20 protein-coding genes and 1 tRNA gene are annotated in these 25,548 nt (G+C 69.8%); 6 read left to right on the top strand and 15 right to left on the bottom strand.

What is annotated here, in order from left to right:
- Positions 1 to 64 precede the first annotated feature (64 nt).
- Positions 65 to 1,042, top strand: coding sequence for an aldo/keto reductase (locus GZ997_RS08155; protein WP_161923952.1), 978 nt, complete (start codon positions 65 to 67; stop codon positions 1,040 to 1,042).
- 34 nt (positions 1,043 to 1,076) lie between these two features.
- Here GZ997_RS08155 and GZ997_RS08150 read toward each other — a convergent pair whose 3' ends face one another.
- The 6 genes from GZ997_RS08150 to GZ997_RS08125 all read right to left on the bottom strand — a co-directional run bounded on the left by GZ997_RS08150 (position 1,077) and on the right by GZ997_RS08125 (position 7,293).
- Positions 1,077 to 1,424: a DNA primase gene (locus tag GZ997_RS08150; RefSeq protein WP_161923951.1), complete on the bottom strand. Its 348-nt coding sequence runs from the start codon at positions 1,422 to 1,424 to the stop codon at positions 1,077 to 1,079.
- A gap of 54 nt (positions 1,425 to 1,478) precedes the next feature.
- Positions 1,479 to 3,542: a M3 family metallopeptidase gene (locus GZ997_RS08145; RefSeq protein ID WP_162679529.1), complete on the bottom strand. Its 2,064-nt coding sequence runs from the start codon at positions 3,540 to 3,542 to the stop codon at positions 1,479 to 1,481.
- A 23-nt stretch (positions 3,543 to 3,565) separates the two neighbouring features.
- Positions 3,566 to 4,717, bottom strand: a complete 1,152-nt coding sequence (locus GZ997_RS08140; protein ID WP_162679528.1) for a bifunctional GNAT family N-acetyltransferase/nucleoside triphosphate pyrophosphohydrolase family protein — start codon at positions 4,715 to 4,717, stop codon at positions 3,566 to 3,568.
- A 39-nt stretch (positions 4,718 to 4,756) separates the two neighbouring features.
- Complete coding sequence (locus GZ997_RS08135; RefSeq protein WP_161925309.1) at positions 4,757 to 5,977, bottom strand: MFS transporter; 1,221 nt, start codon at positions 5,975 to 5,977, stop codon at positions 4,757 to 4,759.
- A 215-nt stretch (positions 5,978 to 6,192) separates the two neighbouring features.
- A tRNA-Leu gene (locus GZ997_RS08130) sits at positions 6,193 to 6,280 on the bottom strand.
- 131 nt (positions 6,281 to 6,411) lie between these two features.
- Positions 6,412 to 7,293, bottom strand: coding sequence for a D-hexose-6-phosphate mutarotase (locus GZ997_RS08125; RefSeq protein ID WP_162679527.1), 882 nt, complete (start codon positions 7,291 to 7,293; stop codon positions 6,412 to 6,414).
- Positions 7,294 to 7,350: 57 nt separating this feature from the next.
- On the opposite strand from GZ997_RS08125, the gene GZ997_RS08120 reads away from it, so the two are divergent.
- Positions 7,351 to 8,055 carry an HAD hydrolase-like protein gene (locus tag GZ997_RS08120; protein WP_162679526.1) on the top strand — a complete coding sequence of 235 codons (705 nt, stop codon included), beginning with the start codon at positions 7,351 to 7,353 and terminating at the stop codon, positions 8,053 to 8,055.
- A 1-nt stretch (position 8,056) separates the two neighbouring features.
- Positions 8,057 to 9,424, top strand: coding sequence for an AI-2E family transporter (locus tag GZ997_RS08115; protein WP_161923946.1), 1,368 nt, complete (start codon positions 8,057 to 8,059; stop codon positions 9,422 to 9,424).
- Between the two features lie 35 nt (positions 9,425 to 9,459).
- Here GZ997_RS08115 and GZ997_RS08110 read toward each other — a convergent pair whose 3' ends face one another.
- The 5 genes from GZ997_RS08110 to GZ997_RS08090 all read right to left on the bottom strand — a co-directional run bounded on the left by GZ997_RS08110 (position 9,460) and on the right by GZ997_RS08090 (position 17,854).
- The gene (locus GZ997_RS08110; protein WP_238994354.1) at positions 9,460 to 12,876 is read right to left on the bottom strand and encodes an error-prone DNA polymerase; all 3,417 of its coding nucleotides are present in this window, start codon (positions 12,874 to 12,876) and stop codon (positions 9,460 to 9,462) included.
- Between the two features lie 113 nt (positions 12,877 to 12,989).
- Positions 12,990 to 15,392 (bottom strand): HNH endonuclease, encoded by a 2,403-nt coding sequence (locus tag GZ997_RS08105; RefSeq protein WP_343212304.1) that lies wholly within the window; start codon positions 15,390 to 15,392, stop codon positions 12,990 to 12,992.
- Between the two features lie 309 nt (positions 15,393 to 15,701).
- Positions 15,702 to 16,388, bottom strand: a complete 687-nt coding sequence (locus tag GZ997_RS08100; RefSeq protein WP_162679524.1) for a hypothetical protein — start codon at positions 16,386 to 16,388, stop codon at positions 15,702 to 15,704.
- Entirely contained in the window at positions 16,385 to 17,113 is a 729-nt protein-coding gene (locus GZ997_RS08095; RefSeq protein ID WP_161923942.1) for a SatD family protein, read from the bottom strand. The genes GZ997_RS08100 and GZ997_RS08095 overlap by 4 nt, the downstream gene beginning before the upstream one ends.
- A 117-nt stretch (positions 17,114 to 17,230) precedes the next feature.
- On the bottom strand, positions 17,231 to 17,854 hold the full coding sequence (locus tag GZ997_RS08090) for a thymidine kinase (protein WP_161923941.1): 624 nt from the start codon (positions 17,852 to 17,854) through the stop codon (positions 17,231 to 17,233).
- Between the two features lie 180 nt (positions 17,855 to 18,034).
- On the opposite strand from GZ997_RS08090, the gene GZ997_RS08085 reads away from it, so the two are divergent.
- Positions 18,035 to 18,760, top strand: coding sequence for a phosphatase PAP2 family protein (locus GZ997_RS08085; protein ID WP_161923940.1), 726 nt, complete (start codon positions 18,035 to 18,037; stop codon positions 18,758 to 18,760).
- On the opposite strand, the gene GZ997_RS08080 is transcribed toward GZ997_RS08085, so the two are convergent.
- Both GZ997_RS08080 and GZ997_RS08075 read right to left on the bottom strand, forming a co-directional pair.
- Entirely contained in the window at positions 18,751 to 20,418 is a 1,668-nt protein-coding gene (locus GZ997_RS08080; RefSeq protein WP_162679523.1) for a DNA polymerase Y family protein, read from the bottom strand. The genes GZ997_RS08085 and GZ997_RS08080 overlap by 10 nt on opposite strands.
- The gene (locus tag GZ997_RS08075) at positions 20,382 to 21,410 is read right to left on the bottom strand and encodes a hypothetical protein (protein ID WP_162679522.1); all 1,029 of its coding nucleotides are present in this window, start codon (positions 21,408 to 21,410) and stop codon (positions 20,382 to 20,384) included. Before GZ997_RS08075 ends, GZ997_RS08080 begins: the two co-directional genes overlap by 37 nt.
- 163 nt (positions 21,411 to 21,573) lie before the next feature.
- Between GZ997_RS08075 and GZ997_RS08070 the strand changes: the two genes are divergently transcribed.
- Positions 21,574 to 22,149: a YbhB/YbcL family Raf kinase inhibitor-like protein gene (locus GZ997_RS08070; protein WP_161923938.1), complete on the top strand. Its 576-nt coding sequence runs from the start codon at positions 21,574 to 21,576 to the stop codon at positions 22,147 to 22,149.
- A 57-nt stretch (positions 22,150 to 22,206) separates the two neighbouring features.
- Here the strand turns inward: GZ997_RS08070 and GZ997_RS08065 are convergent, their stop codons facing one another.
- Together GZ997_RS08065 and GZ997_RS08060 are read right to left on the bottom strand one after the other, a co-directional pair.
- Positions 22,207 to 22,668, bottom strand: a complete 462-nt coding sequence (locus tag GZ997_RS08065; RefSeq protein ID WP_162679521.1) for a tRNA (cytidine(34)-2'-O)-methyltransferase — start codon at positions 22,666 to 22,668, stop codon at positions 22,207 to 22,209.
- Between the two features lie 96 nt (positions 22,669 to 22,764).
- Positions 22,765 to 24,225 carry an FAD-dependent oxidoreductase gene (locus GZ997_RS08060; protein ID WP_162679520.1) on the bottom strand — a complete coding sequence of 487 codons (1,461 nt, stop codon included), beginning with the start codon at positions 24,223 to 24,225 and terminating at the stop codon, positions 22,765 to 22,767.
- A gap of 239 nt (positions 24,226 to 24,464) precedes the next feature.
- Between GZ997_RS08060 and GZ997_RS08055 the strand changes: the two genes are divergently transcribed.
- Positions 24,465 to 25,055 carry a YbaK/EbsC family protein gene (locus GZ997_RS08055; RefSeq protein WP_161923935.1) on the top strand — a complete coding sequence of 197 codons (591 nt, stop codon included), beginning with the start codon at positions 24,465 to 24,467 and terminating at the stop codon, positions 25,053 to 25,055.
- The last annotated feature ends 493 nt before the right edge of the window (positions 25,056 to 25,548 follow it).

Here is a 25,548-nt window from a genome sequence, read left to right as displayed (position 1 = left end):
GGAGGCGGGGCGCGCCGTTGTCTGCCTGCGCGGTCAGACAGGCTGTTGGCCATACGGTTGGCCCATGGAACACAGGAGGCTCGGGCGCACCGGGCTGCGCGTCTCCGCAGTCGGGCTGGGCACCATGACCTGGGGCCGAGACACCGATGAGATCGAGGCCAAGGATCAGCTGGAGATCTTCCTCGACGCCGGCGGCACCCTGCTGGACACGGCCGCCTCTTACTGCGAGGGCGCCGCCGAGGAGGTAATCGGCTCCCTGCTCGCTGGAACAGTAGACCGGCACGAGCTGGTACTGGTCTCCAAGGCGGGTGTGCGTACCTGGCGCACCGGTGCGCGCTCGACGGCGGCCGATGCCTCCCGCGGCACCCTGCTGGACACGCTTGACGACTCCCTGGCGCGTCTGGGAACGGACCACCTGGACCTGTGGCTGGTGCAGGTCCCCGATGCCACCACGCCGCTGGAGGAGACCGCCGATGCGCTGCGCACCGCGGTGGCCACTGGGCGGGCCCGGTACGTAGGAGTGTCCAATCACCCAGCCTGGGCGAGCGTGCACCTGGCGGATCTGCTGCGGCAGGGCGGCGGCCCCGGTATGGCTGCAGCAGAGGTGGAGCACTCGCTGCTGGCACGCGGAATCGAGCGGGAGCTGGCGCCGGCGGCGGATGCGCTCGGCTTCGGCGTCATCGGCTATGCGCCGCTGGGGCGCGGAGTCCTGACCGGTAAGTACCGGGCCGCCACTCCCCCGGACTCGCGCGGCGCCTCGCCCCATCTGCGGTCATATGTGGCGCCCTACCTGGGCGAACGGCACCAGGGCGTGGTGGAGGCGGTAGCAACGGCCGCTGTCGGCCTGGACCGTAAACCGGTGGAGGTGGCGCTGTCATGGGCTCGAGACGCCGAGGGCATCGCTTCCAGCATTGTGGGTGCCCGGACTCCCGGGCAGCTGCGTGGCGCTCTGGCAGCCGAGGACCTAGTGCTACCGGTGCAGATCCGACGCGCCCTGGATGAGGTGACGGCACCGGTGCTCGGCTACCCGGAGCGATTCTGACCGGCTGCGCCCCTGGTGCCCGACGATCGGGGGCTCAGTCCTCGTAGTCCTCGTCGACCTCCCGGTCGTCGTAGTCGTCGTAGTCGTCCTCGTCCACGTCCTCGTCGTCGTAGTCGTCCTCGGCGCCCTCGTCCTCATCATCCTCCGCATCTTCGTCATCCTCATCCTCGTCCTCGTCCTCGTCGGAGTCGAAGGCGTCGAAGGGCAGCTCGATGCCGTAGGCGGTGAACAGGGCGTCGTCGTAGGTGAAGAAGGCATCCTGAAGCGCGTCCTCTGCCGCGACAACGGCCGGAGACGCCTCATCACCCGTCGCGGCGGCGTCCAGGTGCGCCTCGAAGGCGGCAATGAGTCGATTGAGCGCTAACCGCGGGTCGTTCGTCATGTGGCACAGGATACCGGTTAAGTACCGGAGTTCACCCTCAGGCCGAACAACGATCTAGTTCAGTCCGCGGCGCCGCAGCAGCGGCTCGATCCGCGGATCGCGGCCGCGGTAGGCGCAGTAGGAGACCAGCGGGTCGCGGGAGTCCCCCCGGGAGAGGAACTCGCGGCGGAAGCGCTCCCCGGCCTCGCGATTCAGGCCCAGGTCGCCGTCGCGGGCGCCCTCGCCGTCGGTGCGGAACCACTCGGTGGTGTCGGCATCCATAACCTCGCTCCAGATGTAGGCGTAGTAGGCGGCCCCATAGCCGCCGCCGAAGACGTGGGCGAAGTAGGTGCTGCGGTAGCGGGGCGGGACCAGGGCGTCATCAATGCCGACGTCAGCCAGTGCGGTGTGCTCAAAGCCCTCAACCGCGGTCACGTCGGCGGGCACCTCCTGTGGCTGCAAGGTGTGCCAGGCCTGATCGAGGACAGCGGCTCCCAGGTACTCGGTGGTGGCATATCCCTGCCCGAAGGCGCCCTGGCTGCGCAGCCGCTCGGCGAGGCCCTCCGGCAGTGGGGCCCCAGTGTCCACATGCCGGGCATAGGAGGCGATGACCTGCGGGTGCAACGCCCACTTCTCGTTGACCTGGGAGGGGAACTCGACGACGTCGCGGGGCACGTTGGTGCCCGAGGCACTGGGCCAGCGGGTGTCGGCAAACAGGCCGTGCAGTGCGTGCCCGAACTCGTGGAAGGCGGTAATGACGTTGTCCCAGCTGAGCAGCGTGGGCCCGGCCTCCGGCTTGGTGAGGTTCAGGCAGTTGATGACCACCGGCTTGCGGCCGGTCAGGTGGCTCTGCTCCACCAGGGAGTCCATCCAGGCGCCACCGTGCTTGCCCTCGCGTGCGTAGTAGTCGCCGATGAACAGTCCCAGCACGGGCGCGTCGTCTCCCTCGCCGTCGCGGACCTCCCACACGCGCACGTCGGGGGCATACATGTGGGCGGCCAGGTCGGGCCGCTCGTGGAAGCAGATGCCGTACAGGCGGCCCGCGGCGTAGAAGACGCCGCGCTCGATGACATTGCTCAGCTCCAGGTAGGGGGCGAGGGTGGCGTCGTCAATGCCGAAGCGCTCCTTGCGCTCGGCCTCCTCGTAGTGGGGCCAGTCGGCGGGGCCGAAGCTCTCGCCGCGGACAGTGGCCGGGTCGGCGGCCATGCGGGCGGCGTAGGTCTTGGCGTCGCGGCGGGCGTTGGCCATGGCCGGAGGTACCAGGCGGGTCAGCAGCTCGCTCACCGCCTGGCTGGTGCGGGCGGCCGACTCGGCGGCGACGACGGCGGCGTGGTGGGGGTAGCCCAGCAGGCGGGCCCGCTCGGCCCGCAGCCCGGCCTCCTCCAGCACGATGGCGCGGGTGTCGTGCTCCCCGGACAGTCCGCGACCCAGTGACCGGTTCAGCAGGGCGACACGCTCGGCGTGGGTGGTGGCGGTGACCAGCGCGGGGGTAGCGGTGAAGTTGGCGACGCCGGCGGCGTGCATGGCGTTGGTCGTCAGGGTGGCGAAGCGGGTGGACAGGGCCGTCAAGCGGGCGTTGATGGCGCGCAGCCGGTCCGCGTCCGGGCCGGTCAGGGCGACGCCCTCGCGTTCGAACTCCTCCACCGCCAGGCGGATGTAGCGGGCGGTTTCGGCGTCGATCTCCTGGCCTTCTGCATCCACGGGGGTCTGGGCGGGGGTGGCCGCAGCCGCGGAGCGCACCCGCTCGTCGAGCGCCTTGAAACGCCGGTATATGCGAGCATCGAGGCTGTAGGCGTCTTCGTGAGCGGCCAGGTCCGGGGCCAGCCGCTCCTCCAGCGCATCCAGCTCGGGGCTGTCGGTAGCCGAGGTCAGGGAGTATAAGACGGTCAGGGCGCGGGACAGCAGCTCGCCACTGCGTTCGACGGCGGCGACCGTGTTCTCCACCGTCGGAGCAGCGGGGTCGGTGGCAATCGCCTCCCACTCGGCGCGCTGAGCCGCCATGCCGGCGCGGACGGCGGGCTCGATATCCGCGGGCTTCACGGCGGTGAAGTCGGGCAGCTCCAGGTCAAGCTCCCAGGGGCGGGCGAAGGGGTTGGTCTCGGGAAGTGCGTCCACCACTGCTGGAGTCGAGTCGGTCATGCACCCATCCTGCCACGGGGTTGTCAGAGCCCGAGCACGCCCTGAACGTCCGGGGGGAAGAATCCGGGGCCCTTGAGGACCTTGCCGTCCTCCCGGTAGATGGGCTTGCCGTCCTGCCCGAGCTTGGACATGTTGGATCGCTGTACCTCGGCCAGCACCGCCGCCAGGTCGATGCCGGTCTCCAGGGCCATGCCGTAGATGACGTAAACCAGATCGGCCAGGGCATCGGCGGCCTCCACCGTGTCGCGGGTGCCGTCATCGGCCGCGACGGCCCGCCGGTATGCGGACTCGATCTCGCTGCGGGCCGCCTGCCCGTAGACGGCGCCGGTCAGCTCGGCGAACTCCTCGGCGATAAGGCTCATGCGCATGTGCAGGCTCTCACGGTCCAGACTGGGCCCGTCGGTCTGGATCGGCAGGCCGTAGGTGGAGTGGAACCGGCGCACCAGCGCCTCGGGGTCGTCCCCCTCGCGCTCGCCGACGGCGTCGGCGGCCACCAGCGGCGTGGCATCGCCGTGGGTGTGGGAGGAGCCTGCCACCTGCCCGCCGACCGTTACGGGACCGTCCCAAGGAGCCACGGGCCGCCGGGGGTCGTCAGGCAGAAGGGTGCCCACCCAGCCGTCGTGCAGGACACCGTCGTTGGCGAGGAAGGAGCGCACCCTTCCCTCACGACGGAAGCCCAGCCCCCAGGCCACGCGCCACGAGGCCCAGTTGGGCACGCCGTCGTGAATGTCGCAGCGCCAGCGCAGGGCGGCCGCGCGCAGGGGCCCTTCTGGTGCGAAGGCGGCCTCAATGACTGCGCGTGCCGCCCGAGAGACGGTGCCGTGCCCCCGGGCCTCGGGGGCCAGCCAGTAGCCGATCTCCCAGGTGCCGTCCGGCTGTCCGGAAATGCCCATCATGCCCACCAGCGACGCGACGCCGTCGGTTCCGATCTCGCGCACCGCCCAGTTCAGGTCCTTACCCGCCTCCCAGCCGGCGCGTACTGTGCGGCGCACGAAGTCCTCCGCGTGTGCCCGGGTGTAGCCGCGGGGGACGGTGGTCCACTCCTGAATGTCGGGATCCTGGCAGATCTCCGCCACCCGGTCGACGTCGGCGCCGGTGGGAACGGACAACAGGAGCGCGGGCAGGCCGACGCCGTCGCGGGTCTCGGCGGGCACGCGGATCTCGAAGGGCTGCATGTGGCGAGCCTACCGGCAGCGCCGCATGCGGGTTCCCGCTCAGGCGGCGACGGCCTGACCCGCGGCGTTGGAGCGCGGCCCCCTGCGCAATGCCGGCCAGCTCAGCATCAGGATGATGCCACCAATGAGGCCGTAGACGAGTGCTACCCAAGTGCCGTGGGCATCGGCGAACCAGCCGACGATGGGCGGGGAGACCAGCATGATCACCCGGGCGAGCCAGGACACGACGGTAAGCCCCATGCCGGGGCGCAGGCCGGGGATGTCGTCCGCGGCGGCATAGGCCACCGGCACGGCCACGGCGCAGCCCGCGCCGGAGACCACCATGCCCACCAGCGTCCCCGGCACCGAGCCGGCCAGCAGAGCCGTGCCCATGCCGACGGCAACCAGCACTCCCCCGCCGGCGATCACCTTGCGGGCGCCGAGCCGGTCGATGACGGCGTCGCCCAGCAGCCGCCCGACAATCATGGTGACCTGCAGACTCACCAGCCCCATACCCACCATGCCGGGGGCTGCTCCCTGCTCGGTCAGCAGCAGCGAGGACCAGTTACCGGTGACGTCCTCGGGGAACATGGCGGCGGCGCACATCAGCCCGAGCACCACCACCAGCAGTGCGGTGATCGCCCGGGACGGGACGATCGGCGACGTGGCGGCGGCATCAGGATCAATGCCAACGGGCGCAGCAACGGTGCCGACGCCGGCGGCGGCATCCTCCGCCGCATCAGCCAGGCTGCGGTCGTCGGCGTCCGGGCCCTTGATGGTCCCGGGCAGGGCCGCGCCGGAAACGACGGTGAGCAGCACCAGCACACCGGCCATATGGGTTTCCACGGGTACGCCGGCGCCCGCCATCGCCTGTCCCATGGTGGCACCGAGCACCGCCCCGAGCGACCAGGCGGCGTGGAAGCTGGTGATGATGGAACCACCCCAGCGGCGCTCCACGCGCAGCCCGTGGGCGTTCTGAGCGACGTCGACGATCGCGTCACTACCACCGACCCAGGCCATGCACAGGGCGAAGACGATCCAGGAATCGGCCCGGCCGGCTCCCAGTAGGCCGAGCCCCAGAACCATCATGCCGATGGACGCCACCCGCGCGGACGTGAAGCGGGTTATGAGCCACGATGCCGCCAGCCCGGCCACTAGCGCCCCAATGGAGTTGAACATGACGGCCTGGCCGAAGGCCGCCTTGGTAATGCCCAAATGCTCCAGAATCTCCGGATAGCGCGGTACCAGGTTGGAAAAGCCCAGCCCGTTGGCCAGGAACATCAGGTAGACGGCGATACGTGCCTTGATGACGGAGGGCGAGTGCTTGCGTCCGGGCGGGGCGGCGGTCACGACGGTGTGGTCCTTGTCGAGGTATCTGTCGAGGTATCTGAGGTATCGGGTTGGGAGTCGATCGGGGCGCCGGTGGGAGGGCAGCCCGACGATGAGCGGATACGAGGCGGGGCCACGACCTGTAACGGCCGCGGCCCCGCTGCGGGTGTCCGAGGGGGGACTTGAACCCCCACGCCCTTTTAATCAGGCACTAGCACCTCAAGCTAGCGCGTCTACCTATTCCGCCACTCGGACTGACTTGCCACCGCCGCGGGGCACAGGCCCACGCCGCTGACGCAGGAAAGTTAACACGTTCCGGGCCAGAGCGGGCAAATCCGGCACGGGTGCCGTGCATCACAGCAGCAGCGGGGACGAGGCGGCGGGATTCACAGTGGAGCAACGGTGATTCTGGCTCCCAGCGACACTGACTGGCCGGACTCCAGAATGACGGCGTTTTCTCCCACTGCGGCGCTCTCGACGCACAGCATGGAGGCGAACTCGTCGTCATCCATATCCGCCATCGCGGCAGCGCCCGCACTCCACGGGTTCCACACCACCGTGTTGGGCGCATGCGCGCCGACGACGGTGATGCGGCGGCCGTGCCCCGGATCGCTGACAGTGACCGGAGCCGTAGGACCGCCCGACTGGTACACGCGATCCGTCTGCCCGGTGATACGCAGCGGCCCGCGCTGCAGCTGCCCGGCGCGCCCGGTCACCTTGTCCAGGTAGGTGGCGCCCTCCAGCCCCGTCACCTCAACCGCGGTTACGTCACCAACCGCCAGGTAGGTGTGCAGGGCCGCCTCCACCGGGGCAGCGGTGGGAGTACTAGCGGTACGCCGTAGGGAAAGCGTGAGGATCAGCTCCTCCCCCACCTCCACCGAGTACAGTGCGGCGATGCCGTCGCGCTCCAGCCCGAGCAGCGCCTGCACGCCGCCGCCCGGAAGCGACTGAGCACTGCGCAGCTGCCAGGTAGAGATGCGCCCCCAGCCGTGCGCCGGCCGCATTCGGCCGTCGACCCCCGTCCCGAACCAGGGCAGGCACAGCGGAACGCCGCCGCGAATCGGTGTCACACCGTCAAAAACCGCCCGGCGTGAGGTGAAGATTACGGGCCTGCCACCGCGTGGAGTCCACGCGGTCAGGTGGGCTCCGTGCAGGTAGATCTCCGCGCTGCCCGCAGGCGCATCGACGAGCAGCCGCGGCTGCCCGCCCCGCCCCGGGGTCAGGGCCGCGGTCCGTGGCAGGTCGGGGCGCGTGGTGTCTGTGCTCATGGGTGCCACGCTAGTAGGCTGAACCGCGTCCGCGAGTGAGAGCGAGCAAGAAAAAACATGCAAGTCACCGCTGGAGCGGGTCATGCCAACCCTCAGTTCCCGCTTCCCGATGCCCCGACCGTCGTCCTGTTCGACCTGGATGGAACCCTCATCGACTCCGCGCCCGCGATCCTCGCAGCGCTGAAGGGGGCATTCAAGGAACTGGGGCTGCCCGCGCAGGCGCCCGCGGAGCTGATGCGCTTCGTCGGCCCCCCACTGGTTGACGGCTTCCGGCTGTACGCCGGCCTGACCGGAGCCGCCAACACCCAGGCGGTGGAGACCTACCGACGCCACTACCGCAGGACGATGCTTGACTCCCCGCTCTACGACGGCGTGGCCGAGCTGGTGCGCGCCCTGTCAGCTGCGGGAACACCGCTGGCCCTGGCAACCTCCAAGCATGAGGGATTGGCGCGCGAGATCCTTGACCACGCCGGGCTGCTCGACTGCTTCGCCGTGGTCAGCGGCGCCGGCTCCGGAGACGTCGGGGGGCGCAAGGACCAGGTCATTGCGTCCGCGCTGCAGCGCCTGGCTGCAACCGGAGCCGACCTGAGTCGGCCGGTGCACATTGGCGACCTCCATCATGACGTCGCCGGGGCCAGTGCCGAGGGGATAGATTGCATCGGCGTCCTATGGGGCTACGGTGACCCCGAGTCACTGCGCAGTGCAGCCGCGCTTGTCACCACCGCGGCCGAGCTGGCCTCACTACTGGCAGTGGAGATCTGATATGGCGAACGCCGATACTTCATCAGGCGACCGGGACGAGGCGCCCTTGCAGGACGTGGAGCCGAACTCGGATGCGGCGGCCTCTGACTCCGCGTTCAAGCACCTCACGTCACGGCTGCGCGAAGGACGCGACGTGCTGGGCCGCACGATTGACAGGGCTGAACGCGCCCGGCTCGATGCCCGCGAGCAGCAGCTGCACTATGAGGACTCGCAGACCGCCGACGCGGCGGGGGCGGAAGGTGACGTTTCGCCCGCGGTTCCCCGCTCCCCGCTCAGTTCCCTGCCCTCGTGGCTGGTTCGCGGCGGAATATCGGCCTGGCTGCTGCTGGGTCTGCTAATCGTCATCAGCCTGGTCTTCTTCGCGACTTCGCGGGTGATCCCGGTGTTTGTGGGCGTATTCATGGCGCTGGTGCTCACCTCGATCCTGCAGCCGTTGGTGAACCTGTTCGCCCGGGTCATGCCCCGTTACCCCGCTACCTTCCTCGGTCTGCTCAGCGCACTGGCGCTGGTGGTGGGATTGGTGACCTACGTGGTTACCTCGGTGACCAGTCAGTGGAACACCCTCGCCTCACAGTTCTCCGACGGCGTCGACACCATCGTCGACTTCATCGTCAACGGTCCACTGCCGCTGGACCTGACCCAGCAGGAGCTCACGGGGCAGTTGCAGCAGCTAGTCAGGCAGGGACAGGACTACCTGATGAGCAATGCCCCCACATTGGCTACGGAGGTGCTGTCAAACGCGGGCACCGTGGTGAATATCTTCGCCGTGCTGGCCCTGGCAGTGTTCACCACGATCTTCTTCCTGGCCTCCGGCGGACGCATGTGGCGGTGGTTCCTCAACGAGCTGCCGGCCAGTATGCGCGAGGATGTCCACCACGCCGCAGGCGCCGGCTGGTACACCTTCGCCGGCTATGCGCGCGGCACCGTGCTGGTGGCCCTCACCGACGGGATCATGTGTGGAATCTTCCTCCAGATCGTCAGTGTGCCGCTGGCCGCGCCCCTGGCGGTCCTGGTCTTCATCGGCGCCTTCATCCCGATCATCGGCGCCCCGGCGGCGATGATTATCGCCATGGTGGTGGCTCTGGCCTCGAAGGGCTTCATCACCATGATCGTGGTGGGCCTGGGGGTGGCTGGAATCGGCCAGATCGAGGGGCATATCCTTCAACCGCTGATCATGGGGCGGCAGGTTTCGCTGCACCCGGTGGTGGTAATCATCGCCGTGGCCGTGGGCACCTACTCGGCGGGCCTGCTGGGTGCGATCGTGGCAGTTCCGCTGGTGAGCGTGGCCTGGTCCGTCTATTCCGAGCTGCACACCAAGGACGCGCCGGTGGTAGGTGAGCTGCCGGCCTATTCCGGGGACAAGGGCTGAGCGATGCGCCGGGCGCCCAGCGGGCGCTCGGCGCATCAGCACCAGTCACGGCTGCCCGGTGTGGTGACCCCGTGCAGGGGCGTGAGTTGTTCGGCTACCAGGGCGGTGACGCCATCACCGGACTCGACCATTCCCCGCACCACTAGTGCCGCGGCTCGACGGCCGACGTCGCGGTAGCGGCGCCACATGCCCGCGGGACAGATCACGTTGAGCAGTCCGGTCTCGTCCTCAAGATTGAGGAAGATCGTGCCCGCAGACGTGTTCGGTCGCTGCCGGTGGGTGACGATCCCGGCTACCCGCACCCTGCGCTCCGGTTCATGGCGCAGGACCTCGTTGACGGTGAGCACGCCGGCTGCAGCCAGCCGGCCGCGGTGGAAAACGAGGGGTGAGGCCTGGGTGGATACCCCGGTCAGGCGTAGATCGGCGTCCTGAAGCTCCCGCCGGGTCATGGCGGGCAGCTGCGGGGCGCGTGCGCCGACTGCAGTGCCGGGCAGTGGCGGCTGGTACCAGGCGGATCGGCTGTGGCCAGGGCTGGCGGGATGAGCATGACGCCGCCCATGCTCCTGCGCCAGAGCACCTGCGGCCCACAGTGCCTCACGGCGGTCAATGCCAAGGGAATTCAGCGCCCCGGAGGCGGCAAGCGCTTCCAAGCGGGAGCGGCTCAAGTGCACGCGGCGGGCAAGATCGGCGATATTGGTGTAGGGGCCATTCAGGGTGCGCTCGGCGACTATGGCTGCGGCGGCGTCGCCCAGTCCTTTTATGGGGCTGAGTCCTAGCCTTACGGCGAGCTCGGGGTGCACGTCCAGGGGGCTGAGCGCGCTGGACTCTGCCTGCACGGGAGCGGAGCCGGCATGGGTCTCCACGCCGGCCTGCTCCCGGGAGTAGTTGACGTCGGCGGGCAGCACGCGTACACCGTGTCGGCGCGCGTCGGCAACCAGGGTCTGCGGGGACCAGAATCCCATTGGCTGGGCGGCGAGGACGCCGGCGTAGAAGTCCTCGGGCTTACGCACCTTGAGCCAGGCGGAGGCGTAGACGAGGTAGGCGAAGGAGAAGGCGTGGGACTCGGGAAACCCGAAGTCGGCGAAGGCACGGAGCTTGTCGAAAATGACCTCCGCGGTCGCGGGATCGATGTCCCGCTCCACCATGCCGCGCACCAGGCGCTCATGCAGGGCCTCCATGCGCTCTACGGAGCGCTTGGCCCCCATCGCCTGCCGCAGGGCATCGGCCTCGGCCGGGCTGAAGCCGGCAGCGTCGACGGCGATTTGCATAAGCTGCTCCTGGAACAGTGGGATGCCCAGAGTCTTAGCCAGGGCGGGCTTGAGAGAGTCGTGCAGGTAGGTGACCTCCTCACGCTTCAGGCGACGGCGGATATACGGGTTGACGGCGTCGCCCTGGATGGGGCCGGGGCGGATGAGGGCGACCTCGACGACGATGTCGTAGAACTCGCGCGGGCGCAGGCGGGGCAGGGTGGCCATCTGGGCGCGGGACTCGACTTGGAATACGCCCACCGTATCGGCAGCGCCAAGCAGCCGGTATACGGCCGGATCCTCCTCGGGGAGCGTGTGCAGTCCCCAGGGTCGGCCCGTCTGCGCGGGGCGGAGCTTTCCGCCGGGGACGAGGTCGGGCACCGTCTCACCGCGCTCGGCAAGGCTGGTGAAGGCCAGGCGCAGTGCGGTCAGCTCGCCCAGTCCCAGCAGGTCGAATTTGACCAGTCCCGCAGCGGCGCAGTCGTCCTTGTCCCACTGCAGGACGGTGCGTCCCTCCAGCGCCGCCCACCGCACGGGGCAGACCTCGGTGACCGGCCGGTCGGCCAGTACCATGCCGCCGGAGTGGATGCCCAGGTGCCGGGGCAGACGCAGCAGGTGCCCGGCGACGTCAAGGACCTGCTGCGGGGGCGCGTCTGCCGCGGAGTCATCCTCGGCATGGATCGTGCTGCGGTGGTGGGACATCCGGGAGGCCCAGGCGTCTTGCAGCCCGGCGGGATGCCCCAGGGCGCGGGCGGCGTCACGGATGGCGGAGCGGGGCCGGTAGGAGATGACGTTGGCTACCTGGGCGGCGTATTCACGCCCGTAGCGGTCGTAAACATGCTGGATGACCTCCTCGCGGCGGCAGGCCTCAATGTCCAGGTCTATATCCGGGTAGCCGCTCCGGCCCGGGGAGAGAAAGCGCTCAAAGAGCATGTGGTGGCGCACGGCGTCCACTGCGGTGATGCCCAGGGCGTAGCAGACGGCGGAGTTAGCGGCGCTTCCCCGCCCCTGGCAAAGGATGCCGGCGTTTTCGCAGAAGTCGACGATGGCGCGGACAATGAGGAAGTACCCGGGGAAGCCCAAGGACTCGATGACGTCTAGCTCATGGGCGAGTACTCCCCAGGCCTCGGGGTCCTGCGCCTCGGTGCCGTAGCGGGCCAGGGCACCGCGGCGGGTCAGCTCACGCAGCCAGGTGGCGGGCGTGTGCCCTGGGGGGACCTCCGGTTCGGGCAGTCCGGGAGCGACTAGGTTGAGGTCGAAGGCCAGTTCCTGGGCGATCTCGGCGGCGGTATCGACGGCGTGCGGAGCACGACGGTGCAACCGTGCCATGTCCTGTGGGCTGCGCAGCCAGCGGCCGAGGGCGGGCAGGTGCCCGCGGGCACCCTCCAGGTCCGTGCGCAGGCGAGTAGCCGTCAGAACATCCGCAAGGCGAGAATCGGACGGACGGGCACAGCGCACGGCGCCGGTGGCGATGAGCGGGAGGCGGTACCTGGCGGCCAGCTCGGTGAGCGCGGCGGTGAGTGCGGCATCAGTGGGGCCCGCGCTCAGCGAGATCTCAACTGCGACTGCATCACGGCCGAATAGTTCGACCAGGCGTCCGAGGGCGGCGTCGGCGGACCCTAGGTCCCAGCTGTCCGGACGCTGCGGATCGCCAAGCGCATGACGGAGGGGACCGTTTTGGGTGCCGGTAAGAACCAGGCAGGCGGAGGCACCGGTTCCTGTGGCCGCGCCTGCCTGCAGGGCGGCGGCGAGGTCGGGCAGCTGGTAGGCGGGGGCTACCCGGCGGCCTGCGGCGAGGTTGTGGCGGGAGATGGCTGCACACAGGCGGTGGTAGCCGCGCGGGGTACGCGCGAGGAGTGGCAGGTGGGTGCCGTCGGCCAGGGTGAGCTCAGTGCCGTAGATGGTGGGGGTGCCATGAATACGACCGGCCTGGGCATGGCGGACGATGCCGGGCATACCGTCATGATCGGTCAGGGCGATGGCTTCGAGGCCGAGCTCGGCGGCGGCTCCGACGAGGTCCTCGGGCTCGTTGGCGCCGTCCAGGAAGGAGTAGGCGGAGTGGGCGTGTAGCTCGGCGTAGTGGTGGGTCCCGGCAGCGGTGCTAGAGCCTTTAGTGCCTGCGGTGGCGGCGAGTGCCGCAGTGACCTCGGGCATTTGCAGGAGTCCGCCGGAAGCTCCGTCGCTGCTTGGGGTATTGAGAGTCATGGAAGTACTCCTCATGGATGTCATCGGAAGAGTGGTCAGGGCTGGCGCCGCCAACGACTAGAACCCAGCGTTGCCAGCAGTCGGGGCCCTGCGCCGCCCCTCCGGGGTGTGGCTTAGAAGGGCGGAATTTGATCAAGCAGTGGAGCCAGCCCCAGCTCGTGGAGGGCATAGGGAAAGGGCTTGGTTTCAAAGGCACCGGTGGGGTGACCGGGACGAGGCCCACGGCTGACTATTTCGGGGGGTCGCGAGGGCCGAGCGGGGCTGGCCGCGTCAGTGGCAGGCGCCGCGGCCGTGGCAGCAGCGAAGCCGTCGGCAGGGTCGTTCTGCTGTGCTTGTGCAGCCAGGTCCAGGCCGTGCTCAAGCCGACTCACCACCGCACCGTCAACTGCGTCGGCCAGGTGCTGGGGTACTCGCTGGGCGGGCATGGCCAGTTGGCGTGGCCCGATGCGGCGAGGTAGGAGGGTGATGGTGCCGTCGGGAGTACGGCGATAGCGGGCCCCGGTGGGTGTAGTCCAGATCAGCGCCGCATCGCCTTCATCCGTGTGCTGGCGGGTGAGAGTCCAGCCGGGGGCGTGCTTGAGGCGGTGGTGGGCCTGGCACAGGGCGGCGAGGTTGTTCAGGCTGGTCGCACCGCCGGCAGCCCAGGGAACGACATGATCGATGTCGCAGCGGGCAGCGGGGGTGGCGCAGCCGGGGAAGACGCATTCCTGGTCACGGGCTTGCACCAGGTCGCGTAGGCCGACTGGGGGTCGGTAGTGAGTGCGCCCCACGTCCAGTACCGCCCCGGACAGTGGGTCGGTGACCAGCCTGCGCCAGGTGCCGCCGGCCGCTAGTGCCCTGGCTGTGGCGGCGGGTACCGCCATGCGGCCGGCGCCGACCACAACCTCTGCCGACTCAGATACCCCGGACACGCCTGAGCCGGGCAGAGTCCCGGTGCTTCTACCGGACAGAGCGCTCCCGCCGCCAGTTGCGGGCAGACTGCTGCCAACGGCAGTTTCAGGATCAGCCTTCCCGCCGCCCACGGTCACCTCTCTTCTACCTGAAGCGGGCAGGCTGCTCCTGCTGTCAGCGGGCGGACTTTCCCCGCCGCCGTCGGGCAGGATCAGGTTCAACGGCACGGTGACGTCAACATTGATGGTGATTCCAGGTGGCGGAAACACGGGGCGCAGGCCGGAGGGCATCCACCAGGGGCGGGATGGCTCTACCAGGCTGCTTAGCGCCCCCAGTAGGCCCGGCAAGGGCACCCCATCCGGCAGCAGACCCGCGGCCCCCTGCTCGACCCCGCCAAGGGCAGGGTCACTCCCGCCGACGGCGGCGGTGAGGAGCGCAGGAACCGCGGCACCCGCTACGGTCGGCGTCTGCGGATCGCCATGGGCGTCATCACCAGTGCCGTCGCCGCAGGTGCAGCCGTGTTTGGCACCATCGCCGTTGGCACCGTTGACGTCTACGCCAACGTCACCGCTGGTGGAGGTGCCGGCGTTGCTGGTGTTTGCGGTTCGGCAGGCCAGGTTCTGGCTGCCCTGCAAGGTACGCAGGGTCATGCCGGTGATGGCATCGGCCCGCAACTGGGACAGTGTGCGACGGTCACCGCCGGCCCGCGCGCTAGCAGCGATTGCGTCCAGGGTGGCGTCCAGCAGCAGCGCGTCCAGGCTCGGCAGTAGCAGACGCATCTCGTGGGTGCCCTCACCAGCCGGGCGGGGACGGGTCACCCGCCGTCCCGCCTCATCCCGCCTGCGCCTACCACTGATGCCCTTGGGGTCGAGAGAGGCCAGGGCCTGATCAATGTCCCGCCCCAGCTGAGAGCAGGTGCGGCGTGGAGCGCGGGCCAGCACCCGTTCCTGCACTGCTGCCGCCGTGTCAGGGCTGACGCCCTGTAGACGGCGGATGATCAGGGCAGTCTTAGAAGTGTCCAGCATGCCGGCCCGGTGCAAGGCCTCCGTGGCCGCGAACTCGGGTTGCAGCATGGCCTGGCCACGATCCAGGAGTAAGCCCGCACTGCTGCGAGTGGTGCCTAGCCGGGCGGAGATTTCCCCGCTGGCGGTGAACCTCCGCTCATCCTCAGTGACCGGGCACTCAAGTTCTCCTCCTGGCCCCCAGGGTGGGATGCCTCGGTTCATCTCCGCCGTCCGGGTCAGGCAGGCGGCGGCCACGCCCTCCGCCCAGGCCGCCCATGCACCCAGCCGGTGGCAGGCCCCCACCAGCTCGCTGAGCACCTGGCCACCCAGACATGCGAGCGCATCAGCCCCCGTGCCCTGTCCCCAGTCCATACCCAGCCGCCCGGCCGCCTCGGCCAGCGTCCGCTCGGCCGGGCTAGTGACCGTAGCCAGCACAGCGTCGGTATCAGGAATGCTCAAAACCTCATTGGCGTCCGCCGCGCCATCGGCATCATCAATGGTGGCGCCCGGATGGGCAGGCACTAGCAGCACCGACAGCAGGCCCTCAATCAGATCTGCCAGGTCAGCGCCCGCCGGCACCCCCGACAGGCGCTCAACCAGGCCCTCCGCCTCGCTATCCACCCGCAGTCCCGCCGGGTGACGCGGTTGCGGACCTGGCAGGGGCCCGGGCAGCTTCTTAGCGACAGCAGGCGGTGTCACCCGCCCCACCCGGGCACGCCGGGCGGGCCGGCTCTCAACACCCCTACCTTCGAACATATGTACACAGTAGCGCGGGGGTCCGACACGAATTCGACCCCCATAGCCACCAACGTGCCCACGCTTGCGAGATGCGCATCATATTTCTCGCGCATCTCCCATCACCCAGCAAGCCGCCTCAAGCGGCCCCGCAGCGGTTCGGCCCTCCCCGGCGCCACGCGGACGCCCTCCGACTCAGGCCACCGACACCCCAGCGATGGCAAGCACCGCCAGAATCCAGGAGGTCATCGAGCCGATGAGGAACTCCTCCGCCTTGCGACCGTCCTGATCCTTGTTGATCTCGGGAAAGCGGATCACGCCCTTGGCGGCGATGACCGCTGCGACCGCGGCCTGTGCGCCGGCCGCCGCGAGCAAGAGGATGAGGATGCGCTCAAGCGGTCCGATCCAACGGCCACCACGCATCGCCACCACCAGCGGCGACAGCGCGCCCGCGGACGCATTGGAGCCACGTGCAAGACTGAGGACGGCCGACACCAGCCCATTCGCCGGCGCCCCCAGGAGAATGACCACACCCACTACGGCGCATGCCCGTGCCGTCGGCGTACCAACGGGGGCAGTCAGCACGGCACAGGCCCCACAGCCGACGGCAAGCACGATGAGCGCCGCCGCTTCGCCCCGCTCGGTTGATACAAGCATTTCCCATACGCTCCACCCCACCGGGACGGCTATGGCGAGCGCGACCCCGGCGGCCGTGAGCCCCAGCGGCCCCCGGGCGAGGATGACTCCGACAACGACGATCGCCCCGGTCCCGACGGCGATCGCTACGGCTCGCCGCCCCGGGCGTCCCTCGCCGACGATTCGCCGCGCCAGGACCGGCAGGGTGCTGGCGAGCCCGGTAAGCAGCAGCACGAGCGCGCTCATTGCTGCACCGCCGGCGGCATTTGTCCCGTACGCGCCACGCCGACAGGGTCGATCAGAGTGACGAGCAGGGTGTCGAGCAGGGTTTGGGCCTCGATGAGGGCGGCCCCCGGCCCGCGGGAGAAGTCGGAGACGGCCTGCTGGCTGACCTTCTCCGACCGAGCCACCTCGACCTGAGTCGCGCCCGCCAGGAGCGCCATGGTCATGCGCCGCTGCCGTGGTCGCAGGCGGTAGACGGCCTGGTCACGCAGCAGGAGCAATGCATTGACAACCGCCTCGCCTTCCTGGGCGCCCCCCGGGACGACAGCGTCCTGCGCCACCCGCATCCAGGTATGGCAGAACTCGCGGCCCGAGTCCTGCACGGCGTGCGCCTGCTCGATGGCCTCACGCGCCGCCCACCAGGCGGTGCCGTCCTGAATACTGGCTTCAGCGTCAGCACCGCCGGCGTCGGAGGAGACCGTCTCCACCCATCCGGCACCGATGCCGAAGCGCAGGGCCAGCCCCTCGGGCAAGTGCAGTTGAACACGCAGGGTGAGCGTCAGGGCAGCTGGCAACGAGGCGGCGACGGCCTGGAACTCGTCACCGACGGTGGCGACGGGCGGCTGCGGCAGCGCCAGCCCCGCGGCCGCCCGCGTGAGCACGTCTACGAAGGTAGCCTGCGCGGCGCGGCGATCGGTCAGCCGCCTGGACCCGACGATATCGGCGATGATGGCGTAAGAGACATCCACGCCTCCACGGTATCGCTTGTATTTCCCCCATTACAAGGATCTTCTCGGAGGCTCAGCACAAGCCGGCAGCTCTGGGCGCCGACTGCGCACCGCCGCCCGAACGCCCTGCCCGGATACTCACACCCCCGGCAGCACGCCGCCTACCTCCAGGTAGCACTTGCCGCATAGTGGCTCATAGGTGACGTCAACGCCATCAATCGCCACCTGATCGCCGTCGAACACGAACTCATCCCCCGCCTTGCGGGCATTGAAGATGGCCTTGCGCCCGCAGCGGCAGATGGTCTTGAGCTCCTCCAGGGAGTGGGCGATCTCCAGCAGGCGCCGCGATCCGGGGAAGCTCAGGGTGCGGAAGTCGGTACGGATCCCGTACGCCAGTACGGGGACGTCGTCGATGAGCACCACCTCCATGAGCTGGTCTACCTGTGCCGGGGTGAGGAACTGCGCCTCATCGACCAGCACGCAGTCAACCGCCTCAAGCGCACTGACCCGCAGGTCGGAGGCACGCTCACCCAGAGCTGCACGCCGTACAAGGGCGCGCACGTCATCGGAGCTGGTGACGAGCAAGTCCACACGGCGGGTCATCCCCAGGCGGGATACCACAGTGTCATCTCCCTTGGTATCTATGGCGGCCTTGACGAGGAGCACCCGCTGCCCACGCTCCTCATAGTTGTAGGCGGTCTGCAGCAGCCCCGTGGTCTTGCCGGAGTTCATGGCGCCATAGCGGAAGTAGAGCTTGGCCATACGTGCACCCAGGTCCTCTCCCGGAGCGGTGCGAGCCCTCTCCGCGGCTTCTCTCCCCCGCCCGCGTACACGGGGCGGCCCGCCCCGATGCTACCGGCCCGCATCCGCCCCAGCTCATCCCCGTCATCAATGCGCAGCACCACAGCTGCTGCCAAGGGTGGGCTTATAGGGTCTCGTTCCATGCAGCAGACCATCGCCGTCCCGCAGCGGGACCTGCGGCCGCGGCTCGCCCTCCTGGCGACGGCGGCGATCACCGTATTCGTGTGGCTTGCGGTAAGCACGGAATTCGGGTACTCACTGGCCGCCTACGATCCCCTGGTCACCGCATGGGCGGTGAGCCTGCGGCACGGACTCGTCACCGCGGCGGCGTGGGCACTGACGTACCTGGGAGGCACGCTCGGGCTGACGGTACTGACGACGGTCACCTGTACGGTTCTCCTGTTACGCGGTCTACGGCGCCACGCCCTGGTACTGGCCGGGGCCATGATCGGCTCCTCCCTGCTCACGGTGCTGCTGAAGGCCGCCTTCGCGCGTTCGCGCCCACATCCCTCCCTGCTGCTGGGCGAGCCCGCGTCGTCCTGGTCCTTCCCCTCCGGTCACGCATTCAACACCGGGGTCTTCGCGGGAGTCCTGGCTGGTTTCGTGCTGTTCTCCACAACGGCACCGGCCCGTAAGGCAGCAGCGACGGCGACGGCCTGCGCAGTCATTGTGCTGGTGGGCCTGTCACGCATCTACCTCGCCTATCACTGGTTTACCGACGTGCTCGCCGGCTGGAGCATCGCCCTGGCGTGGCTGTGCGTGGTCGGCGTCGTCGTCCTCACCACTACTAGACGATGCGCCCGCGGCCTCCCGGCCGGAGGCGGTCCGCGAGCGCCCACAGCTGTCCCCGGACGCTCTCAGGAGTAGATGCCGTCAACCCACCAGCGGCCCGAGCGGGCAAGCAGCAGGGGCGGCCCGGCATCGGTGACGACCTGCAGGTAGGCGCGCCGCGACGCACCCTCGGGACGCCACCAGTGCTCATCAACCGGCCAGGGCCCAGCCCACAGCAGGACCCGCCTCCGCGTCGGCCAGTCCTCCGCTCTACCGTCCCAGCCCGCGCCCCACCGCGACGGCGCACTCCCCGCAGTGGAGGGCTCCAGCCGCACGCCGGCCGGCGAAGCGGTCAGCTGCCCCTGGCGGTCTACGCCGACCTCCCGCCCATCGGCATCGAGGAGAAGGGCGGGCAGCGGCTCGGGGGGAACCAGGGCGGGCGCCGGAGAAGGCAGGGCGCCGTCCCAGGGGGCGGAGCCCGGGACCTCCTCGAGGCTCTCACCCCAGCCGATGAGGGCGACCCGGGAGCGCGGGTCACGCCCGGGACGAGACACGGGAATGCGGACAGAACCTGCACCGAGAAGGGACTCGACGCGCCCGGCGGCACGATGTGCCCGGCGCTCGGCCTGTTCCCCGCTAGCGCTCCACAGTCCGGCCTGGGCGGAGCCTGCCGGGGCCAGCTCGAGGGCGACCAGGCGCAGGTGCGTCAGGGGTGCCGCGGGAGGGCGTCCGGAGCGGCCCGCCAGCCACCCTTCCAGTTGCCAGCGCACCCGGTCGGTCAGCTCGGCGGGTGAGGGAGTTGCGCCCAGTAGCCACGAGCGCCCCAGTTCCGCCCCGTCCTCGCACCGTGCCTCCACGCGGAGGCGTTCGGCCGACATCCCCAGGCGGATCAGGCGCTCCGATAGCTGCTCAGCGAGGGTGCGCGCGGCCCAGGCCGCGGTATCGGTACGCGCAATGGGAGGGTCCAGCCGCGCCTCGGCGGAGACATCGGCTGCGGGGCGGGTGGCGCGCGGCAGGGGCTCCCACTTTCCGCAGGCGAGTCTGTGCAGGCGCTCCCCCTCGGATCCGAAGCGGGCGGCGACGTCGCGGCGGGGCAGCGCGGCAAGGTCACCCAGGCGGTGCAGGCCGAGGCGGCCGAAGTCCTCGAGAAGTGGGCCTGCCCGCTGGCGCTCCGGTTCGGTGACCAGGGCGTGCAGCAGGCTCTCCAGCGGCCAGGGGGCAAGGAATTCAGGTCCGGTCCCGGGCGGGACGATAATGCCTTGCCGGGCGGCCAGGATGGCGCCGAGGAAGGAGTCGGCCACCCCGACTTGGCACTCGACTCCCGGTCCGGCTGCTACCGCCTCGACGAGGGCGGCGGCCAGCGGCTCCTCCCCGCCCGCCCAGCGGGCCGGGCCGGCGACCGTGGACAGCGCCAGCCCGGGACGGGCGACAAGCGGCTCGGCGAGGAGCTCGGAAAGAGCTTCCATAACGGCTTCAAAGGCCCGTGCCTCCCGTTCAGGCTGTGGCGGTAAGACGATGAGCCCGGGGCACAGGGAGCGGGCAAGACGCAGCCGCATGCCGCGGGTGACTCCGGCGGAACGGGCGGACGCGGAGGCGGCTATGACACCGCGTCCGCCCACTACGGCAACGGGGGTCAGGGCGGGATCGGGCACCTCTGGTCGTTCGCCCCTGTCCAGGGTGAGGGCGACGACGGGCCAGTCGGGCACCCATACGGCGATCAGCCGTGGCGCGCGCGGCTCTCCGGCAAGGTCCATGCCTCCTCCTCTCGAGGGTCCTGTGGCGTGACCGGATCTACGACAACCAGGCGCGGTCGTACTGCCGGCGCAACCGGTACGGGGGCCTGAGGCCGCGCGGGTACGGGCGCCAGCTGCACGCCGGTGTCATCCAGTACTAGGCGGGCCCGGCCGGGACGCCGCCGGTCATGCAGGTTCCAGGCCAGTTGCCGCAGGTAGCCGCCGCGCATCTCCTGCGGCTGCGGGTCCTGCAAGTGGTCGTGCAAGTGGTTGTGCAAGTGGTTGTGCAATGGCACCAGAACACCGGTATGAGGCGGCTCCCGGGAGGCCGGTGGAGACGGTTGCCTCGCGGTGAGCCCAGCGGGCAGGCCGGTGTCGTAGTCATCCGGCTCGGCCTCCAGGAAGCGGGCCCCCTCCCAGGCGAAGGGAGTGAGGATCAGGCAACCGCGCTCGCGGGCCCGGGCCAGGAGGGTGCGGCGGTCACCAGCCAGCAGGCGGGATGCTGCGGCGGCAGAGACCAGAAGGACGGCGACGCCGTCCAGCAGGGCCCCGAGGGCTGCCGTAAGCAGATTGGGGGGCAGGTCCGCAGCGGGTACGGCTAGTACCCGGGAAAGATCCAGGCCGGCCTCGGCCGCGGCACACCAGCCCAGTCCCTCGCAGCCGACTACACCGCACCAGTCGCTCCTGCCTTGCTGGAGTGCGGCCAGGGCGAGCAGCGCCCCGGTGGATCCGGTCAGGGTCACCACCCCGGCGGCATCGGCGCCTACTGACAGGAGTGACTCCGGCGTCGGCTCCCCCGCCTGCGCGAGGGAGGCCGATGCCGCGAGCGCGGTGGCACCGGCTATTGGCGCCCCCCGCTCGGCGTCGGCCAGCACTCGGGTGATCCGCCTGGCCGCTTGATCGTGCAGGCCCGCACGGGACTCGGCGCGAGTCAGGGCCTTCCGGGCCGCGGCGAGGCGGTCCGCGCGCGAGGTGCTTCCCGACTCATAGGCGCCCCGACGGCTGTACCCCATGACTTCTCCTCCCAACAGGACATCTATCGAACACCTGTTCGATGTGTTGTTGCAAGCGTAACTCCGGTCGCCGACACGAATCCTCCTCGGTCCGCGTCTACAGTGGTGGGCATCACCCCGGCCGACAGGCCGGCCCCGACTCCGCCCGCCTAAGGAGGACGCCATGACCGCTGATCTGACCCGCCCGCGCCCACCGTTCCCCTATGACTCGCTTCCCGCGCTCCCCTCATTCACGCTGGCCTCCACTGATCTAGTGGAGGGTGAGCGCATGCCCGACTGCTTCACGGCAGTGCACGAGAACATCTCCCCCGAGCTGCACTGGTCGGGGTTCCCAGCCGCGACCCGCTCCTTCGTGGTCTCCTGCTTCGACCCTGACGCCCCCTCTCCGGCCGGATGGTGGCACTGGACGGTGCAGGACCTGGACGTGTCGGTCACCTCCCTGCCCCAGGGCGTGGGCGAATCCGACCTCCAGCTGGATGGTGCGGCCTTCCATGCCGCCAACGACTCGGGCACGCATGCCTGGTCCGGCCCCTATCCGCCGGCGGGCGACGGCGACCACCGCTATATCTTCGCCGTACATGCGTTGGACGTGGACACCCTGGGCCTGGATGACGACGCCTCGGCGACAACCGTGGCCGCCCAGTGCTCCACCCACGCCATTGCCCGGGCCCTGCTTACCGTCACCTACTCCCAGCCGGGCGAGCCCGGTGCCGCCCCGTTCCTCCAGGAGTCGCGGTAGCACTCCGCGCCTGCTCGCACCGGCCGCCGGGACTGCGTGGCCATCCTGGAGGACACCTCACACGGTGCTGCCGGGAAAGCCGAGGCTGCGCCAGGCCTCGTACAGGCCCACGGCGGCTGAGTTGGCCAGGTTGAGCGAGCGGCTGCCGGGAAGCATGGGGATGCGGGCCCGCCCGGTGACGCGCGGGTGGTTCATGATCGGCTCGGGCAGGCCGGTGGGTTCGGGGCCGAAGAGCAGGGCGTCATCCTGGCGCCAGGCGATGTCGGTGTAGAGCGTGGTGGTGTGGGCGGTGAAGGCGAAGATGCGTCCGGGGACTTGCTCCAGGCACTCCTCCCAGGTGGCGTGTACGCGCGTGCGGGCCAGGTCGTGATAATCGAGCCCGGCGCGGCGCAGCTTGGCGTCGTCCATGTCGAACAGGGGATCCACCAGGTGCAGCATGGCCCCGGTATTAGCGCTCAGCCGGATAGCGGCACCGGAGTTGCCCGGGATGCGGGGCTCGAAGAAGACGACGTGAAGCACGCGGGCCATACTGCCACCGATACTGTCACCGATACTGCCATCGATACTGTCACCGCCCCGTCGGCTTTCAGCGCCGACAGGGCGGTGACAGCCGGGTCAGCCCAGCGAGTCGAGGACGATGTTGAGCCCCTCCCCCATGGTCGGGTGAGAGATGGGGGCGTCGCGCAGCTGCTGCCAGGGCATGCCGGCGAGCATGGCCACCTGGACGGCGGTGATGACCTCCCCGGCGCTCTCACCGATGATCGCGGCACCGAGGATCAGGTCGGTGTCGGCGTCGATGATCAGCTTGTAGAAGCCGGAGGTGGTGCCCAGGGTCTTGGCACGGGGCACCGCCGCGGTGGGGGTCTTGGCGACGCGCACGTTGTGCCCGGCCGCCCGGGCCTGGGCCTCGGTAAGGCCGACGTGCCCGAGCTCGGGGGTGGCGAACACGCTCCAGGGGATTACCCGGCCCGCGGTGGAGGCCTCGCGGCCGTCCAGCAGGTCCCGCAGCACGCGGAAGTCATTCCAGGAGGCGTGCGTGAACATGGGGGTGCCGGCCACGTCCCCGGCGGCGTAGACGCCGTCGGCGGTGGTGCGCAAGTGGTCGTCCACCCGCACGAAGCCGCGCTCGGTCAGCTCCACCCCGGCCGTCTCCAGGCCCAGGCCGGCCGTAACCGGGGTCCGTCCCAGGGCAACGAGCAGGTGCGAGCCGGTCGCCTCGCGCCCGTCCTCGGTACGCACCACCACGGGGCCGGAGCGGGCGGAGGAGCGCACCGCACTCACGCGGGCGCCGGTGAGGACCTCCACACCGAGGGCCTCTAGCCCGGCGGTGACCTCGGCGGCGACGTCGGCGTCCTCCCGGTTCAGCACGTGCTCGCCGGAGTGGAGCAGGGTTACGGGCACGCCCAGCATGCCCATCAGGGAGGCCATCTCCACGCCGATGACTCCACCTCCGAGGATCAGCAGGTGCCCGGGCAGCTCGGGCAGGCTGAGCAGGTCCTCGCTGGTCCAGTAGGGGGCGTCGGCCAGGCCCGGGATATCGGGGACGGCCGGGGTGGTGCCGGTGTTGATCAGGACGCGCCGGCCCCGCACCCGGCGCACGGTGCCGTCGGCGGTGGCGATCTCCACGGTGCGTGGGGCCACAAAACGCGCGGTGCCGCGCACGAAGTCCATCCCGGAGTCGGCGAACATGGTCTCGTGGGCCGCCACCATGCCACCCACGACGCCCTCCTTGCGCGCCCGCAGCGCGGCGAGGTCGATGTGGGCGCGGGTCAGCAGGGCGGTGTCATCACGGGAGCTGGAGTCGTCGGCGCCGAGCTCGGGCAGGGCCACGCCGTAGGCGGCCGCTCCCTGCACCTGGTGCAGGACGCGGGCGGAGGTGATGAGGGTCTTGGTGGGGATGCAGGCGACGTTGATGCAGGTGCCGCCGACCTTGTCGCGCTCGACCATGACGACGTCGTCGCCCTTGCGGGCGCGCAGCATGGCCAGTGATTTGCCCGCCTTGCCTCCGCCGACGACGAGCAGGTCTACCTCTTGAACCTGCCCGGATGCGGTGACGATGGTGTTGGTGCCGCCCATTTACTTCTCCTCGGTCTTCCCGTGGCCGGCCCCACGCCCTCTCGGGCCTCCGGTCCGCGGCGGTGTTCGTGAGGCGCACGCGCCTCGCTCGGTTGCTGTCGCGGGTGGCAACGCCGTGCATGGCACGCTTCATTCCCGCTGTTGCTCACCACCGTGGATCGACGCCGCCGTAGACTCCCTGTGGAGTTCTCCTCTGGCGAGGACTCCTCCCACCGCCCAGAACTGAGAGGTTGTGCCGTATGACCGAGCTGCGTGAGCCCGCCGATGTTTTCGCCGAGACGCTCGGCTGGCAGTCCGCCCTGGAGCGCACGGACCTGCTCGCCCAGCCCGTGGCAGCGGCGTTGCAGGCCCTCGCCGCCACCGATGCGGGTCGGGACCTGGCGGGTGCTGCGAAGGTGGTTGAGATCGACCCCGCCCTGTCCGACACGGATACGCTCAACGCGGAGTACTCGCTCAACCCCGAGGCCACCGGCAACTGCGTACTGGTGGCGGGCAAGCGCTCCGGGGAAAGACGCTTGGCTGCCTGCGTGGTGCGGGCGACCGACTTCGCCGACGTCAACCACCTGGTCAAGCAGCTCATCGACGTGCGCAAGGCCTCCTTCCTGCCCATGGAGCAGGCCGTGGAGATGAGCGGCATGGCCTACGGCGGCATCACCCCGGTCGGTCTGCCCGCCGACTGGCGGCTGCTGCTCGACGCACAGGTGGCCGCGCGCGACACGATGCTCATCGGCTCCGGCGTGCGCCACTCCAAGCTGCTGGTGCCCGGGGCACTGCTGGCGGCCCTGCCCGGCGCCGAGGTGATAGAGAACCTGGGCATCACCCCCGCTTGATCGCGTCGGCGCCCAGCCAAGTCGCCTACGCATAAGAGCCCAGCCACTTGCAAGAACGCCGAAGCGCAAATGAGCGGGCGCTTCGTGTTTGAGGGTTGATGGGGTGATGGGTGGCGGTTCGTCGGGTGGTTGTGCGTGGCGGTGGTGCGCGGCGAAGCACGGCGGCGCGGTGTATCCGGGCGGCGGTTTGTCGGGTGTCCCCGTGAACCGTTGCGGTTCACGGCGGGTCGTCGCCGCTACCTGATGAAGGGGCAGACGCGGGATCATCTGCAACGCCACTTCGGGGTTAACAACGCCCGTTAACGGCCTGCTGAAGGGCCCTGGGGTATACAGCAGGCCGTAAAGTAGCGTTGTTAACGTCCAGCCGGCGCAGCAGGCACCTCGCCCCGCACGTACCGCGCCTGTCGGAAGCGTCCTCGCTGCCGGCGGGCGGTCGTCGACAACGCCGGATCATCTGCAACGCCACTTCCTGGTTTGCAACGCCACTTCCTGG

Origin of the sequence: Actinomyces sp. 565 (genome assembly GCF_010365615.1) — a bacterium.
GTDB lineage: Bacteria > Actinomycetota > Actinomycetes > Actinomycetales > Actinomycetaceae > Actinomyces.
The sequence above is the reverse complement of the archived record's forward strand: the minus strand, read 5'-3'. Positions and strand labels throughout refer to the sequence as shown.